Genomic DNA, 19,996 nt, shown 5'->3' on the forward strand with positions numbered 1-19,996 from the left:
CCGATTGCAATGATAGGTTAACATAATTATTAGGGCTTTTATATTTGTAAATTTCAACTATCACAACGAGTTAAATTATCCGTTAAGTATTCATAATTACATTATCATCATCTAATGTTTTCTTTTCTAATATCTTTTTAATTATACTTGTATTTTTCTCTAAATAAGGAGAGGTTAACATTTCATTATGGTCACCAAAACATCGGTATATTTTATAGTCTTTACTGGTAAATTGATCCCACATTTTATAAACTTTGCTTTCATCCATACTTGTTGAAACTAAAAAGTGTATATTTGCACTTACAGTCCCAAAATTATATAAATTATTATAAAAATTTTGATATTTATTTATTTTCTCTACTATTTCTTCTCTAAATATTTCTTTTTCCTTTTTAGTCAATATATACTTTTTACCTTTTTCAATATTGTCCATTAAATATTTTTCGAGCATATCATCTTCATATTGAAAAACTACCTCATTCTCATCTCTTCTATAACAATCGAAGAGAATAATATCACAAACCATATGTCCTCTTTTTTCTAATTCCTTAGCAACTTCAAATGTTAATGCTCCCCCTGCTGAATATGCTAATAATATATAAGGCCCTTCTTTTTGAATATTTATAATATCATCAACGTACTTTGTTATTATATTTTTACTATCTATAAAATTAAAAGCATATATTGAGAAGTCATCTAAAAGATCTGCTAATTTCCTAAATACTATACCAAAACCCAAAACACCTGGAAAACAGAAAATTTTCTTAGGTTTCATATTATTTAACAATACTGGTTTTTCAAAATATCCTTCGTATTTGTTTAGGGCATATAAAATATACTTTGCAAGTTCATTTATCGTTTGGTTACCAAATACTTCTTGTAATGGTATCTTTGTATCTAATTCTTCAGATATTTTAGATAAAATTGTAACAGCTTTTAATGAATGTCCTCCAAGTTCAAAGAAGTTATCATTTATTCCTATTTTTTTCTTTGTAGATAATACTTGTTGCCAAATACCTACTAATATTTCTTCTATTTCATTTCTAGGTCCTACATATTTTTCTACAGATTTAACATTTTCATCTATTTCAAGTAAGCTTTTTCTATCTATCTTACCATTGAAAGTTAATGGAATTTTATCTATTTGTATAAAATATGATGGAACCATATATTGAGGTAATTCACTCAATAAATATTCTCTTAATTCTCTTACCTCTATACTTCTATCACTTACTATATATGCACATAGATATTTATCACTTTCTCCCTTAGTAATTACTACTGACTCTTTTATATCTTCATGCTTTAATAAAATACTTTCTATCTCCTCTAGTTCAATCCTATATCCTCTTATCTTTACTTGATTGTCTATCCTTCCTAAAAATTCTATGTTTCCATCAGGTAACCATCTTGCAAGATCACCTGTTTTATACATTTTTTCCCCTTCAATGAATGGGTTTTCTACAAACCTATCTACTGTTAATTCTGGTCTGTTTAGATATCCTCTTGCTAAACTTAATCCTGATATGCACAATTCTCCAGATATTCCCAATGGTTGTAAATTGTTATATTTATCTACAATATATATTTGGGTATTTAATATAGGTGTTCCTATATTTATTTCTGTTTCATTTGTTAAGTTTCTCACTGTTGACCAAACTGTCGCTTCTGTAGGACCATATAAATTATATATTCTAGTTTGTAAATTATTTTTTATACTTTCAAATAGTTCTTTAGATAAAATTTCTCCACCTATCATTAATTCTTTTAGCTTTTTCAAGTGGGTCCAATGATTTCCATTTTCAGTTAACAACTTAAGTCTTGAAGGAGTTACAATTAACATATCAACATTGTTCTCAGCAATGAATTTCTTTAATAGTTCTGGAGCGTTGAGCTGATCTTTACTGGCTAATAAGATTCTCAATCCATTAGCTAAAGGTACTAATATTTCATTGGTAAATAAATCAAAAGATATCGTATTCACTGCTAATATGGTTTTATGTTCTAAGAATTCAATTTTATTTGTTATACCCTTTGTTAAATTCAAAAAATTAATATGTTCAATTTTGACCCCCTTAGGCTTACCTGTTGACCCTGAAGTATATATTATATATGCTAAATCATTATGTTTATTTATATTATCTAAGTTTCTACTATCTCCAGTATAGCTCCTTTTATCTTCTAAATTAATTATTTCACCTTTAAATTCAACTTTATCCATTAATCTGCCTTGGGTTAGCAAAATATCAGCAGTACTATCTTCGAGCATATATATTATTCTATCCTTTGGAAGATTAGAATCTATTGGAAAGTATGCTCCTCCAGCTTTCAATATTGCCATTATTCCTATTATCATCTCTACAGATCTTTCTGTCATTATTCCTATTATGGTGTCTGATTTTACACCTTCTTCTCTCAATAATCTTGCTAATTGATTTGATTTATTATTTAGTTCTTTATATGTAACATACTTGTCTTCAAATACTATTGCTATGTTATCAGGTCCTCTTTCTACCTGGTCTTCAAACAATTGATGTATTAACTTATCCTTTGAAAATTCTGTCTCTGTATTGTTAAAATCATGTAGAAGTAGCCTCTTTTCTTCTTCTAATAGTATTTCTATTTCATTTAGCACACACTGTGTATTTTTTATTATCTCATATATAATATTTACAAAATGCTTCTTGAATCTTTCCATTGTTTCTTTTTTGTATAGTCTAGTACAATATCCTAAGTTAAAATTTATCCCTTCTTCTGTTTCAATTGCAGTTAATGTAATATCAAATTTAGATGTTTTATTTTTAATATTATATGGCTTTATCTTTAAACCTTCTATTTCTAAAGGTCTTATATCTATATTTTGTACCACAAACATCGTATCAAAAAGTGGGGTTCTACTAAGATCTCTTATCAGAGGTAATTTCTCTACTAAGTCTTCAAATTGATAGCTTTGATTTTCATATGCTTTAAGTGCATTTTCTTTTACTTCTAGCAATAGTTCCTCAAATGTCTTAGTTCCCTCTGGATGATTTCTCATTGCTAATGTATTTACAAACATTCCCACTAAATTCTGAATATCAGCATGAGTTCTACCTGTTATTGGAGTTCCAACAATTATATCTTCTTGTCCTGTATATTTATAAAGTAATATATTATAAGCTGCTAATAATACCATATATAACGACGTTTTATTCTTCCTTGCAATTTTATACAATTTATCTGCAACTTCTTTACTAACTTTAAAGTTAATACTCTCCCCTTCAAAACTCTTCTGAGGTGGTCTTGGATAATCTGTTGGCAAATTAAATACTGGTATATCCCCTTTGAATCTATCTAACCAGTATTGTTCTTGTCTTTTAAACAACTCTGTACCTAATACCTCTTTTTGCCATACAGAGTAATCTTTATACTGTATTCTTAAACTTGCAACTTCTTCTCCTCGATATAATTTTGTAAATTCTTCTATTAAAATTTTTATAGTCATTCCATCAGAAACTATATGATGAATATCAATCATTAATACATGTCTATCTTCTAACAATTTAACCAGCTTTACTCTAAATAAAGGCGATTGACTTAAGTCAAATGGTCGTATGAAATTTTCTACTAGTCCATCTAGCTCTTTTTCCTCAGTATTTGTATAATTTATTTTGAATTCTATTTCTTTACTTACTTTCTGCACAACCTCTCCATTGAGAACTGCAAAACTAGTTCTTAATGATTCATGTCTCTTTATTAATTTTTTAAATGCTTCATTAAACTTTTCTTTATCTAATTTTCCCTCTAATTCTAATACTGTCGGTATATTATAGCTAATATTTTCTTTTTCTAATTTATCTAATACATATACTCTCTTTTGAGCAGATGAAGCAGGATAGTAATTGCTTTTCTCTACTGATTCTATAGGAATATATCCTACTTTTTTAGCATTGTTTATGTATTCTGAGAGTTTCTTTATTGTTTGTAATTTGAAAATTTCATGTAATGGTACCTCTATATCTAATTCTTTGAATATTTTTGCTGAGAGTGTAATAGCTTTTAATGAATGTCCTCCTATTTCAAAAAAGTTATTATTTATACCTATTTCCTCCTCTGTTAATAATACTTCTTGCCATATTCCTACTAATATCTCTTCTATCTCATTTTTAGGCGCTTCGTATTCAGCTATTAATTTAGAATTTGCTTTTATTCCAATTAATGCTTTCTTATCTATTTTGTTATTAGGAGTTAATGGTATTCTTTCTATTTGTAAAAAAGTTGTTGGTATCATATAATCTGGTAATCTTTCAATAAGATATTCTCTCAGTTTAGTTATATTTAATTCTTTATCAGAAACAATAAACGAGCATAAGTCTACATCATTATTTTTATTAGGTTTTACTATTGTAACTACTTCTTTTATATCCATATGCTTAATGAGATGATTATCTATTTCACCTAACTCTATCCTAAAGCCTCTAACTTTTACTTGATCGTCTAACCTACCTAAAAATTCAATATTTCCATCTGGTAGCAATCTTGCTAAATCACCTGTCCTATACATTCTTTCATAAGGTATAAATGGGTTTTTTATAAACTTTTCTTCTGTCAAATCTAATCTATTTAAATAACCCCTAGCCAAACCTTCACCTGAAATACATAATTCTCCTGGAACTCCTATAGGTTGCATATTAGTATATTTATCAGCTATAAAAATTTTAGTGTTTGATATAGGTCTACCTATAGGAACAAACTTATATTCAACTTTCTCATCACTTACTTTCCACAAAGTTGCAGTAATACTTGTTTCAGTTAGGCCGTACGCATTTATATACTCTACCTTATCTTTCCATCTATTTACTAACTTTAAATTAGATTTTGAGCCTGCTGTAATTAACATTCTCAGTGTCTTGATATTATCTGGATTTATATTGTTTGCATATAGAGGAGGCAAAGATGCAATTGTTATTTCATTTTTATTTAAGAACTGCTCAAATTTATTATAGTCTTCAATTATCTCCTCAGAAACAATATGTAATGTTGCTCCGGTTAAAAGTCCTTTGAATATTTCCCAAACTGACCCATCAAATGAACTCCTATGGAATTGTAGAACATTATCTTTTCCGGTTACATTAAGATGCTTTTTAAAAAACTCTCTTAAATTAACTATTCCCTTATGCTCTATCATTACTCCTTTAGGTTTATCTGTTGTTCCTGATGTATAAATTACATAAGCTAAGTCATTTGGATTAGATATATTTATAAGATTAGTAGTATCTTCCTTATATATTGCTTTGTCCTTTAAGTCTATAATCTGATTACTAAATACTTCTGTATTGAGTAGATTCTTTGTAGTTAATAATATATCAATATCACTATCTTCAATAATAGCTTTTTTTCTTTTTATAGGGTATTTGGAGGAGATAGGTAAATATGCTCCACCTGCCTTTAAAATTCCTATAATTCCTATTATCATATCTAATGATCTTTCGAGCTGTATTCCTACTATTTTATTAGACTTAACTCCTTTAGCTCTTAATAGTCTTGCTAATTGATTTGCTCTTTCATTTAATTCTTTATATGTCAAATATTGCTCCTTATAAACTACAGCTATATTGTCAGGAGTCTCTTCTACTTGTTCTTCAAATAATTCATGTATTGTCTTTTCACTAGGATAATACGTCTCTGTGTCATTGACGTTGTGCAATATTTGTTGCTTTTCTTCTTCCGATATAATTTTTAAATCTTTAATCTTAACAAATGGATTATCCATCACTTCTTTCAATATATTTAAGAAATGTCTATACATTTGTTTAATAAAACACTTTTCAAAGTGTAAAGAGCTGTATTCAACTTTCCCTTTTATATATTTCTCTTCTTTTGTTAAAGAAAAAACCATATTACTTGTATCTTCTATTATAGAATTCTCATCATGAATATTTGTAAAAATGCACATTACATCAAATAAGGTTAATTTATTACAATCTTCTAAAACGTTTAGATGTTCAACTATTTTAGTAAAAGGATAATCTTGATTTTCATAAGCTTTTAAGGTTGTTTCCCTCACTCTGTAAAGACAATCTTTAAATGACATTTCATCATCTATATTATCTCTTAAAGCCACAATATTGTTATAACATTCATCATAGTTTGATTTGTATACTGGTGAACCTATTGTAATATTCTCTATGCCAGTATACCTAAATAATAAATTTTTCAAACATGATACTACTATTAAATAAAGAGATATATCAGAATTCTTACTCATCTTAATCAATTTAGTAAACAAGTCGCCTGGTATTATAAATTCAATAAAATCTTTTTCTTTACTATGAGATTCTAATTTGCCAGAGTATAATAAATTTGAATTAGGCAAACATCCTGATAACTGGCTTACCCAATAGTTTTTTTGTTTAGTAAATTTTGTACTAGTAAACAATAGGTTATCATTTACTTCTTTCATATTTCCTCACACTCCTTTCCCGTTATTATATAGAAAAATCGGCTTGATATTTATTCAATATCTCTTCTTTACAATTTTGGGGCTTAATTTTACATGCCATTTTCATTTTACTTATTGCTTCATGACTGCACTCATTTATGTCAGGATTTTGTAATTTCTCTCTTATACCCATATTAAAACCATCAATAAAATCCTTTATTTGTTCTATACTTAACCCTCGCTGTTGTAAACTGTAAACAGCTCTATTTTCAAAATTATATTGCGGTATCCAAGTAGAATTCCTAATTGTTAAAAATATTTTATCTATCCAATCACATGCCTCTTTCCAATTCATCGTACTATGAGACCAATTAAATTGAGTGCCTTCAATCTTATATTTTTCTCTTTCTTTCCAAATTGGAGTAAATGTGTCGCAATACCAAAGCTGCGTTCTATAAAAAGTTGTCTTATTTTCTTTAATAAAATTGATTGTTTCTTGAATCGTCTGATCTGTTTCTCCAGGAAATCCAATTATGTACGATGCCTGAGTCATAATATCATATTCTCTCAATAATTCAATTCCTTTCTTATATTTTTCCAAAGTAGCTTTTTTGTTCATATTTGCAAGAATTTTTTCACTTCCTGACTCTATTCCAAGCAAAACACCTTCGCAGCCACTTTCTTTCATCAACTCAATTGTTTCTCTGTCAGCAAACTGACACCTGAAATGAGAATTCCATCTAAACTTATATTTTTTTCTAATCATCATTTTTAAAATTTCTTTAAATCTGTTTTTTGGAACATTAAATGTATCATCAATAAATTGTAAACTCTGAACAGTTTCAAGATTTGCAATAGAATCTAATTCTTGCTCAACAGTTTGTATATTCATTGTCTGATACTTACCTGCATGCTCAGGAAATCCGCAAAATTTACAGCTAAAAGGGCATGATATAGAGGTTCTAGTAATAGCAAATTCTTCTATCCTATCAGAAAATAAATTCCAATCTATTAAATTTTCTTTCAATTTATTATCTTCCTCTTTATGGTGGTTAAAAATATACTTATTTCCTTCTCTATAAATAATATTATCTATTTGATTAAACCTTAGATTATTTTTTATTGCTTCAATCACTTTAAACAAACCATATTCACCTTGAGAGTTGTTAATATAGATATCAGCATTTAAGGATCTAAAGAGATAGTTTAAAACATCTTTATCCTTTGTACATTTAACTTGTGTAGCTATAAACGGACCTCCTACTACAATCTTTGCTGTAGTATTATATTTTTTTATTAATGATATAATTTCTAAAATTGGAAAAGGTGAAACATATAATGTTGTTGGAATAGCAATTACTCTAATGTTATTTTTTTTAAGTTTTTCTATTAGTTCATCTTTTTCATATTGAAATGAATTTACATAATCAAAGGTAAATCCTCTTTTCTTTAAATATGAACTTAAATAGACAATTGCTAAACTTACGCTCTCTCCTAAGTTTAATGGTCCCATTGTATCTTCAGGAGCCCGAAATAAATTATAAAATTCTGAAGCAGTATATTTTCTACCTTTATATTGTAAAAAATTAAAATATAAATCTCTATAAGCACCTGAACTAACTCCCATATTTCGAACTGTACTTTCATATTTTTCAAATTCCATCTCATTATGCCCAATAAATAAACAATCAATATTTTTATACATTTTCTCTCTCCTTTAACTAATTAATATTGTGTAATTTTTCAATTATTATTAACACTATACCGAATCAACTTATTTTGAATTTCTTACTTGAAAATTTTGATGAGTTAATTTTTAAATTTTTAGTTAATGTCAAATTCTGCACTTAAATAGTTTTTTTGATTTTCACTTATATTCTCTTTCTCATGTTTAATTAAAGACTGCATATTATCTTGTTCAGATATAATATCTATATCACTTATTAATACTGTAGGGTTTTTTACAATTTCTACTAAAATTTTTATATAATACTTACTTAATTTCTCTATTGTCTCTTGTTTAAATAATTTTGTATTATATACTATAACAAGGTCTATACCATCATTAACATTTGAAGCATAAAAAGTAATATCTAATCTAGATGCTTTGAATTTAAAAGGATATGATCTGATTATAAATTCATCTATTTCTATATCTACAATATCTGCAATTTTTTGCAATGAAAACATTGTTTGGAAAATTGGATTTCTACTACCATTTCTTTTTACATTTAACTTTTCTACTAAATTTTCAAATTGATAATCTTGATTATCATATGCCTTAAGCGCATTTTCTTTTACTTCCTTTAAGAAGTCCTTAAATGCTTTGCTCCCATAAACATAATTCTTCATAGCCAACGTATTAACAAACATTCCTACAATACCCTCCAAATCAGGATGAGCCCTGCCTGCTATTGGAGAACCTACTATAATAGTTTCCTGATTTGTGTATCTATACAGTAATACATTATACGCTGCAAGTAGTACCATATATAAGGTTGCTTTATTTTCATTAGCCAAGTTTTGTAATTCATCTGAAAGTTGCTTATTTATTTTAAACTTCATACTCGTCCCAACTAAATTTTTTGTAGAAGTTCTAGCATAGTCAACGGGAATATCTAATAAATGTATTTCATCTTTAAAAACACCTAACCAATATTCTTCTTGTTTTTTTAACTCTTTTGTAGATAACATCGCCTTTTGCCATACAGAATAATCTTTGTATTGTATTCTTAATTTCGGAAGTTCATCTCCTTTATACAATTTCGTAAATTCCTCAATTAGTATTTTTACAGTTATTCCATCTGAAATTATATGGTGTGTATCAATCATCAACACATATTCATTTTCTGACAATTTGACCAACTTTACTCTAAATAAAGGAGCATTGCTTAAATCAAATGGTTGTACAAAATTTTCTATTAACAAATCTATTTCTTTTTCTTCAACTTCTAAATACTCTATTTTAAAATCCACCTTTTCATGTATCTTTTGCACAAGTTCACCATCTATAATCTGAAAACTAGTCCTTAAAGACTCATGCCTATTTATTAATTTTTCCAATGTTTTCTCAAACCGTTTTTTATCTACTTTCCCTTCTAATTCTAATATTGTCGGCATATTATAACTAATATTGTCTTTCTCTAATTGATCCAACACGTACATTCTTTTTTGACCAGACGACAAAGGATAATTTTCTTTTACTACTATAGGATCTATAGGTAAATAAAAGCTCTTACTTGCATTATTTATATACTCTGCAATTCCTTTTATTGTTAAGTTGTTAAAGATTTCTTGTAAAGGCACTTCTACGTCTAGTTCTTTATATACTCTTGATTTAAGAACCATTGCAGTTAAGGAATGTCCCCCAATTGTAAAAAAATTGTCATTGACTCCTATTTTTTCTTTTGTTGATAATATTTCTTGCCACATTCCTACTAATATTTCTTCAATCTCATTTCTAGGACATTCATATGCTACTTCTGATTTAATATTTACTTCCATTTCAAGTAAAGCTTTCTTATCAATTTTCCCATTTACTGTTAAAGGAAGTTTTTCTAATTTTACAAAGTATGGTGGAATCATATAATTTGGCAATTGTCTTAATAGATATTCTCTTAACTCTATTGAAGTTATATTCTTGTCAGAAACTATATAAGCACAAAGATACTTGTCATCAACTAAACCATTATTATAATCTTCATAAAGATTATCTTTGACTATTACAACAGCTTCCTTAATGTCATCATGTTTTATTAGTATATTTTCTATCTCTCCCAGTTCTATTCTATATCCCCTTATTTTTATTTGATTATCAATTCGACCTAAAAATTCTATGTTACCATCTTGTAGCCATCTTGCATAATCACCAGTTCTATATATCCTTTCTCCTTGCATAAATATGTTTTGAACAAATTTCTCACTTGTTAATTTCTCTCTATTAATATATCCCCTTGCTAATCCAACTCCTGCTATACATAACTCTCCCGGTACCCCTATTGGTTGCAAATGCAAATTATGATCTACTATGTAAAACCTTATATTATCTATAGGCTTTCCAATAGGTATTGTTTCAAGTTTTTCCGTGGTTAAACAATTAAAGTATGACACATCTATTGTAGCTTCAGTAGGTCCATACAAGTTAATTAACTTAATTTGTTGCCCACCATTAAATATTTTGTTGAAACTATCTAATTGCTTTAATGTTAGAGCCTCTCCACTGCAAAAAACACGTTCTAAACTACTGACTTTATTACTATTATTTTTTCTTTCAACATAGCTTAAAAAAGTATTTAACATTGATGGTACGAAGTGAATTGTAGTTATCTCATTTTTCTCTATCACATCTACTAATGTCTCAGGATTTTTTTCTTCTCCTTGTTGTAAAAAGCAAATAGAAGAACCATTTATAAACCACCACAGCAGTTCCCATACCGACACATCAAAGGTATACGGAGTCTTTTGAAGTATTCTATCATTTCTATTTATCGGATAGGTTCTTTGCATCCAGTTTAATCTATTGATTACTGATTTATGCTCAATCATAGCACCTTTAGGTTTTCCTGTTGAACCTGATGTATATATGACATACGCTAAATCAGTGGGTTTATTAATATTTTCCAGATTTGTTCCTTCAAACTTTTCATAATTTGAATCATTTAAATCGATTGTTTCTCCTATACCAATCATATTCTTATACTTATCTTGAGTTAATACTAAGTTAACCTTACTATCTTCTATAATATATTTTATTCTAGCAGTAGGATAACTAGGATCAACAGGTAAGTAAGCACCACCTGCTTTTAATATCGCCATAATTCCAACTATCATCTCAACTGATCGTTCTAGCATTATACCTACTATAGTATCTGCTTTTACTCCTTTTTTTCTTAATACTCTAGCAAATTTATTTGATTTCTCATTTAGTTCTCTGTATGTAAGATATTTGCCCTCAAATACTACTGCTATGTTATTCGGTGTTTTCTTAACCTGCTTTTCAAATAATTCATGTATTGTAATTTCTTCAATGTTTTCTACACCATCATTAGACATTGATAAAAGTTTCTGCTTCTCTTCAAATAAAATAATTTTATCTTTATTTAAAACTTCCTCAGGGTTATTAATAAACTGTTCTAATATTTTTTCATAATATCTACATAATTTTTTGACAACTGCATCACCTATTATTAGATCATCATACACAGTAGTAATTCTAAATCCTTCAAATGTAGTATCAATAGTAAAGTCAAATAAACTGTTAGTTATTGCATTTCCTTTTACATTTAAAGTCCTATTAGAATTATTTTGCTCTAAGTCATTATAAACATAGAAATCTACATAATTAAAATATACGTCAAATATTGGATTTCTATCTTGAGTTTTTTCGCCAATATTTTTTATTATTTCTACTAAAGGCATTGCATCGTATTTTTTTAGTACCTCCATTTTTTGATTTATTAACTCAATATACTCTGACCATTTTATATTGTTTATATTCTTTATTCTTACAGGGACTGTATTTAAGAAACATCCTAAAATTTTATCCCCATCTTCACAAATTGGTCTATTATTTGTAACTAATCCTACAACTATATCATCTTGGTATGAAATCATATTTAACATATAAACATATGCTCCAAAACATACGTTTTTTGCAGACGTATTATATTGCTTAGCTCTTCTTTTTAATTTTACAAGAACTTCTGTTGGCAACTTATGCAAATAAGTTTTTCTTGTATTTGATTTGCCCTTTTTCCCAAATATTTTAAATAAATCAAGTCTTTTGTAACCATCAAGATGATTTTTCCAATAATTTACACTTTCAGCGTTTTGTTTTTCAATAACTTGCTGTACAACATAGTCTTTATAAGTATTTTTTAGCTTCTCAGGTACAAAATCTGGATCAGATTTCAATTTTAAATATGTATTATGCAATTCTGTTACAAAGGATGAATCACTCCATCCATCAAAAATTGAATGGTGAGATATTAATAATGCAAAAATATTTTCATTACCAATGTCAAATGTCTTTATTCTCCATAGTGGCGCTTTTTTAAACTCAAAAGATCTCTGCTTGTCTACATTTAAGAAATTCTGTATATATTTTTCTTGGTCATTTTTTTTCATATTTGAAATATTATAATGCTCAAAATCCGGACTAATATTTTTATATACTATTTGAAGTGGCTCTTTGTACTCATCTAAATTAAAACCGGTCCTTAAGATAGAGTGTTTTTCTACCATCAAAGTTAGTGCATTTTTAAATATATTTGTCTCAAAATTATTGTACTTCATTTGAAATGTCATTTGATTATGATATACACAACTACCTGTATTTTTCATAGAATGAAATACCATTCCTTTCTGTATTTCACTCATAGGATATATATCTTCAATATTTTCTTGTAATTTATTATCTATATTTATTCTATTTTTTATATCGTTTATTTCTTTTAACACATTTTCAAATTCATAATTTCTACAATCAATTTTGTTTTCTAATATTATTTTAGCTAGTTTCTCTATTGTTTTATTAGAATATAAATCTGTTATTTTTAAGTCTACGTTAAACTCAGAGTTAACTAAAGATATCAATCTAATAGCTTTAATAGAATCTCCGCCTATATCAAAGAAGTTACTTTTTACACCTATTTGATCTACATTTAATGTTTTTTTCCATATCTCAACTAACTTTTCTTCTATTTCATTATTTGGAGATTCAAACTGTATATCTGTATTTATGTTAGTATGATATTTTAATAGTTCTTTTCTATCAATCTTACCATTTTTAGTTAAAGGTATTTTATCTAATTCTATAAAATAAGCTGGTATCATATATTTAGGTAGATATTTTGATAAATAATCCCTTAAATTCCCTATACTAATATTATTCTGCCTAACAAAATGGGCACATAAATATTTATTACCATCATTTTCTTCTCTAACAATTACAGTAACCTCTTTTATACTTTCATGTCTAAGTAATTGGCTTTCTATTTCACCTAATTCTACTCTATATCCTCTTATCTTTACTTGTTGATCAATTCTTCCTAAGTATTCTAGTTCCCCACTATTCAATAGCCTAACTAAATCTCCAGATTTGTATAATTTTCCCGAAAGTCTATATTGATTAACTACAAATTTTTCTTTATTTAAATCAGTTCTATTCAAATAGCCTCTTACAATTCCTTCTCCTCCAACACATAGCTCTCCTGGAACTCCAATTGGTAGTATATTTAAATCATTATCCATTACATATGTACATACATTGGGTAGTGGCTTTCCTATATTACTAATATTGTTAGCTATTTCATTATCATTTATCTCTTTAAAGGTACCATGAACTGTTATTTCAGTTATACCATACATATTTATTAGTCTTGTATTATGATACTTTTCTTTCCATTTTTTTAATTTATATGGGCTTAATTTTTCTCCACCGAATATTACATATCTTAAACTTAAGTTTCTTTCATCATACTCCAGTTCATCATTTATTAGATTATAGAAAGCAGACGGCACCTGATTTAATACGGTTACTTTCTCTTCTCGCAATACTTTCAGGAATCTTTTCGGATCTTTTGTTGTCAATTTAGGTATTACTATTAATTTTCCTCCGTATAGCAATGCACCAAACATTTCCCATACAGAAAAGTCAAAACAATACGAGTGAAACATTGTCCATATATCTTCATTACAAAAATCAAACATTTCTCTACTACTTTTCATAAGTTGAACTACATTTTTATGCTCTACCATTACTCCTTTAGGTTTTCCTGTTGTTCCAGAAGTAAATATTATGTAAGCTAAATCTGTAGATTTATTAAGAATATCTAAATTTTTGTAGTAGTCATTATCTGACTTATAAGTTAGTTCATCAATCATAATTATTTTTCGTCCGAATTTATTTACATTATTCTCATTGTTTGGTATAAAGGATATTCCCTGAATCTCCTTTAAAACATCTTCACAAGGAAGATTACCATTGTTTGATATTATTTTTCCAATCAATTCACTTGTTGTCTCTTCTCCTTCACCTAAAACAACAAAATCAATATTTTTATCCTGCAAAATCGTTTTATAATCACTTGTTCCATAAGGTCCTCCAGCAAAAATAGGAATATCAAATCCCCATTGTCTAATCATTGCAACTATCTTATGGAAGAAATCTTTATAGTATGTTAAAGTTCTGATTCCGATTATATTGGGTTTGAATTCTTCTAGTAGCCTTTTTAGATCTTCATAACTATCAAAATCAACTCTTGCTTTTGCAATTCTACCATTAATTTCATTACCATATTTTTCATTTAAATAAGTCATCAAATACATAAGACCTAGCGGTGGCTCGACAACATCATATAACATATCACTTTCATCACTAAAGTATTGTGATGTGTCTAATAGCAACACTCTTAGTGCATCATTTGAGCATTCTTTTTCAGGGAAGCACTTGTTAATTTTTTTATTTAAATCTGGAATCACAAAACTATTTTCATCTATAAATTCAGCATTTAGTTCTTCTTTAGTAATTCCTGTGAACTCAAGTAAATCATTAAAACTACTAATTTCAACTGGTAAGTAACTATTATATTTTTCTACAAGCTCATTTTCATTTAAGACTTTCATTTGATAAGGTAGAACATGTAATAACCTCTCTTTTAATAAAAAGTATTCATTTAAGAAATCTGATTGATACTGCAAGGTAAAACTTTTATCAAAAGGTAAAGTATCAGGTAAATTATGATAAGCCAAACTAGTAGAATTAATGATTGCATCTTTTGATATTCCATTTGCTAGAGCTAGTTTCTCCATATCTGTGTTAGGATATATTTTTAATATATGAAGATATGGAAAATGTATCCATTTATGTTTCTTAATAAAATCAAGAGTTAATTTGGCTTCTTCTTCACTTTCAGTAGGAAAACCATGCATTATAAATATCTCTAAAATTACATGCGGATATTTCTCGCAAATATATTTAATATTTTCACTTAGTTTATCAATGTTTAAATTTTTGTTGATGAATTTCTGTAGCCTTTTTGAAGCAGTCTCTAAAGCTAGTCCAAAACTTACAGTTCCAGCTCTAACCATTAAATCTATATATTCTTTTGTTAAAATATCACCCCGTAAACCTGCTGGAAAGTATATTTGTATATCTAAATTATTTTCTATAATCAGTCCAAAGAATTTATTGCTATTTTTAACATTTAAGTTAAAAATATCATCGACGAAAGCAAATCTACGTACTCCTAACCTATAGTAGAGCATAACTTCTTCAAAAATATTTTCAGCAGACCTTGTATAATGGCTTTTAGGCCAAATTTTATGACAATATGCACAATTATAAGGACAGCCACGAGTTCCCTGTAACGTAATGATATTTTTTACCATTGTTAATCCAATACTTTTACTATATTCTTCATAATCGACTAATGATCTATCAGGAAATGGCAACCCATCTAAATTGGTTATTTGAGGTCGTGGATTGGTTGTATATGGCTCTATTACAGCCGCTTGGATATTCTGTAAAGCAGTAAAAGAATATTTATCCACTACTTCATTCTTCGTTAGTATAAGTGATACTTGACAATCATCTAACATTGATTTAATCCTACTTTGAGGAGTATCAATATCAATAGGTAAATATGCTCCCCCTGCTTTTAATACTGCTAATATAGATACAATCATATCAATAGAATTATCCAATATTAATCCTACTACTATATCTGATTTCACACCTTTTGTTCTTAATATAGAAGCTAACCCATTAGCTTTATTATTTAATTCTCTATAAGTCAATCTGTTATCTCCAAACACTACTGCAATATTATCTGGAGTTCTTTTAACCTGCTCTTCAAACAACTCTTGTATTGTCGTATACTTTGGAAATTCTACTTTTTTTCCTGTTACTTCATCTATAATATGGCATTTTTCTTCCTCGGTCATTATTTCAACTTTATCTATATTAATATCAACATTAAAAATAACTTTTCTAAGTAATTGCATAAAGTGAGTAATTATCCTATCAATAGTAGTGTCTTCATATAGTAATGAATTATATTCTAATACTCCTTCAATACAATTTTCTAATCTTGTAAAAGAAAAGGTCATGCTTGGATTAAATCCTTCAATGTTTTTTTTATCTTGAATATTTTCAAGTAATATTGCAATATCAAACAATGATGATTCATAATTAAATTCTAGGTTAGATAGATGTTGCATAAGTATCTCAATAGGATAATTTTGATTTTCTATAGCTTCATCAATAGTCTTTTTAACATTTAATACTAGATCTTTAAATGTCATATTATCATCAATTTGATTTCTTATGGCTAATGCAATATTTGCATAAACTCCTTCAGTATTTTTATTATAAACAGGTGCGCCAATTATACTATCATTATTATTAGTATATTTTTTGATCAGTAAAATTAGCCCTGTAACTAAAAGTATATATAATCTATGGTCTGATTCATTACTTAACCACATAATTTTTGAAAAAAGCTCTCCATTTAATCTAAATTTTTTTATGTCTGTTTTATAATCACTAATTTTTGTTTGTTTAAAATCATAGGGAAAACTAGTTTCTTTTAATTCACCTGATAGTTTATTGATCCAGTATTCTTTTTCGTTATTATATTTACTTGCAATAGCTAGTAGATCTACTATATTTTTTCTAGACTCCATTGTTTAAACCCCCGTTCTATGAAATATTTATAGTTTTATTTAAATGTAAATATTGTCTTAAATACAAAATATATTTTAATTTTTAGGAAGTATATAAAATTTTCAATTTATTAGTTTTCTACAATTTCTAATAATATTGTTAACTGTTATGTTTTTGAAACAAGGGAATCAATCAAGATATGACTAATCACAACATTTCATCTTGACTGATTCTTAGTACGCTCCTAAAAACGATAAATTTATTTATATACTCATCTCATTAAATTCACTAAAACATGATAAAAAAATTATACTTACTTAAAATCTAAAGTCACCTTTATCATTTAATAAAACGCTAGGAATAAACGATAAAATATCATTATTCAGAACAATGTCCTCGATTTTTATATTATTGTTTTTAACTATTTGATTTAAAATTTCAATATAGTGTTTTGTGATTTTTTCAGCAGTAGCCTTATTAAACAATGTAGTAGAATAATTTAATACCATTCTTATTATATTATCACTTTCATTAGCCGACAGAACTAAATCATACTTTGATAATTTATAATCGAATTTATAAGGCTTAATTTCTATTCCATTAATTTCTATTTTTTCTATATTTATATTCTGGACTTCAAATATTGTATCGAATAATGGGCTTCTACTCATATCTCTTATCATTGGTAATTTTTCTACTAAGTCTTCAAACGGATAGTCTTGACTTTCATATGCTTTAATTCCGTTTTCTTTTACTTTTGTTATTAATTCTTTAAATGTATAAGTTCCAATTATATCATTTCTCATTGCTAGTAAATTCACAAACATTCCTACTACATTATGTATGTCCGCATGAGACCTACCTGTTATTGGCGAACCTACAACTATATCTTCTTGTCCTGTATATTTATAAAGCAATACATTATAGGCTGCAAGTAATACCATATACAATGACGCTTTATTTTCCCTTGCTATTTTATATAATTCATTTGTCACTTTTTTGTCAACTTTAAAATCTATCCTCTCTCCTTTATAACTTTTCATAATTGGTCTTGGATAATCTGTTGGCATATTAAGTACTGGTATATCACCTTTGAATCTATCTAACCAATATTGTTCTTGTCTTTTTAATGCTTCTGTAGATAACAAATTTTTCTGCCATGCTGCATAATCTTTGTATTGTATTTTTAAATTTGGGAGTTTTTCTCCTTTATAAAATTTTACTAACTCTTCAACTAAAATTTTTGTAGACACTCCATCTGAAATAATATGGTGTGAATCCATCATTAGTATATACTTATTCTCTGATAAACTTATCAACGCCACTCTAAATAGAGGAGCTTTTTTTAAGTCAAATAGTCGTACAAAATTTTGTATTAATCCATCTATTCCTTTTTCTTCAGCCTGTATATATTGTATTTTAAAATCTACTTCTTCATTAATCTTTTGTACAAGCTCACAATCTACAATTTCAAAGCTGGTTCTTAAGGACTCATGTCTATTTATTAACTTTTTAAATGCTTCTTCAAATCGTTTCTTGTGTAATTTCCCATTTAATTCCAGAACCGTTGGCATATTATAGCTCACCATAGCTTGATCCAATTGACTCAATACGTACATCCTCTTCTGAGCAGATGATAAAAGATAATACTCTTTTTCTTCTATAGGTTGTATACTTGAATACTCGCTCTTCTTTGCATTATCTATATATTTTGAAATCCCTTTAATTGTTGGATTCTTAAAAATTTCTTGTAAAGGCACTTCAATGTTAACTTCTTTATATAGTCTAGATTTAAAAATCATAGCCTTCAATGAATGTCCACCCAAATTAAAGAAATTGTCATTTATTCCAATCTGTTGTTCCGTCAATAATACTTCTTGCCATATTCCTACCATTATTTCTTCTGTTTCATTTCTAGGTCCTTCATATTCCTCTTCCGGTATAACATTCACTTCCATTTTTAATAATGCTTCTCTATCTATCTTCCCATTTGGAGTTCGTGGTATTCTATCTAGCTGTATAAAAGTTGTAGGCACCATATATTCAGGTAATTCTATTGATAAATAATTTCTCAGTTCTGATATTTTACTTCTTTGCTTACCAACTATATATGCACATAAATATTTATCTCCACTTTTATCTTCTCTTGCCATTACTACTGCTTCTTTTATATCATAATTCTTCAGTAATTGATTTTCTATTTCTTCTAGTTCTATTCTATGTCCTCTAATTTTTACCTGATGATCTATTCTTCCTAAGATTTCAATGTTTCCATCCTCTAACCATCTTCCTATATCCCCTGCTCTATACATTTTTTCCCCTGAAATAAAAGGATTATCAACAAATTTTTCTTTTGTTAATTCTATTCTCTTTAAATAACCTCTCCCTACACCATCTCCTGATATATATATATCCCCAGCTACTCCTATAGGTTGTAATTTATTTTCTTTATCAAGTATATATATTTTCGCATTTGGCATTGGCATACCAATAGGAATGTTCTGAAGTAAATCTATATTTTCTTTTGAAATTTCATATATAGTTGAATCTACAGAACATTCAGTTGGTCCATAAACATTTATTATTTTCACTGAATCTGAGTTTAGTTTATTCAAGAAATTCTCTACCACTTTATGTGGTAAAATATCTCCACCTATAACAAATCGCTCAATATTAAGTTCTAAATTATTATCTCCAATGCCCTCTAACAACATATTTATATGACTAGGTGTCCCATCAGTAACATCTATTTTGTTTTTTCTATAAAACTCGAGTAATTTTATACCATCTAATCTAATATCTTCTGGAACAATGTACAAACTATATCCATTTAGTATAGCTGCAAATATCTGTTGTACAGATGCATCAAATATATAGGGTGCAACTATGCTTACCCTTAAATCATCATT

General features: G+C 27.7%; 4 protein-coding genes. All 4 read right to left on the reverse strand.

The annotated features are described in order from the left end of the window. Positions 1–82: 82 nt before the first annotated feature. A complete protein-coding gene (locus AYC61_RS10765) occupies positions 83–6,442 on the reverse strand; it encodes a non-ribosomal peptide synthetase (protein WP_066501691.1) in 6,360 nt (2,119 codons plus the stop codon). A 25-nt stretch (positions 6,443–6,467) separates the two neighbouring features. After that, positions 6,468–8,126, reverse strand: a complete 1,659-nt coding sequence (locus tag AYC61_RS10770; RefSeq protein ID WP_066501699.1) for a PhpK family radical SAM P-methyltransferase — start codon at positions 8,124–8,126, stop codon at positions 6,468–6,470. A 119-nt stretch (positions 8,127–8,245) separates the two neighbouring features. Then, on the reverse strand, positions 8,246–17,107 hold the full coding sequence (locus tag AYC61_RS10775; protein WP_066501702.1) for a non-ribosomal peptide synthetase: 8,862 nt from the start codon (positions 17,105–17,107) through the stop codon (positions 8,246–8,248). A gap of 297 nt (positions 17,108–17,404) precedes the next feature. After that, on the reverse strand, positions 17,405–19,996 hold a 2,592-nt coding region (locus AYC61_RS10780; protein ID WP_156456437.1), incomplete at its 5' end, for a condensation domain-containing protein.

The organism is Abyssisolibacter fermentans (assembly GCF_001559865.1).
Lineage (GTDB): Bacteria > Bacillota > Clostridia > Tissierellales > MCWD3 > Abyssisolibacter > Abyssisolibacter fermentans.

Bases quoted from the DNA above. Each gene is read 5' to 3' on its own strand.
- AYC61_RS10765 (WP_066501691.1), bottom strand. From the start codon at position 6,442: ATGAAAGAAGTAAATGATAACCTATTGTTTACTAGTACAAAATTTACT.
- AYC61_RS10770 (WP_066501699.1), bottom strand. From the start codon at position 8,126: ATGTATAAAAATATTGATTGTTTATTTATTGGGCATAATGAGATGGAA.
- AYC61_RS10775 (WP_066501702.1), bottom strand. From the start codon at position 17,107: ATGGAGTCTAGAAAAAATATAGTAGATCTACTAGCTATTGCAAGTAAA.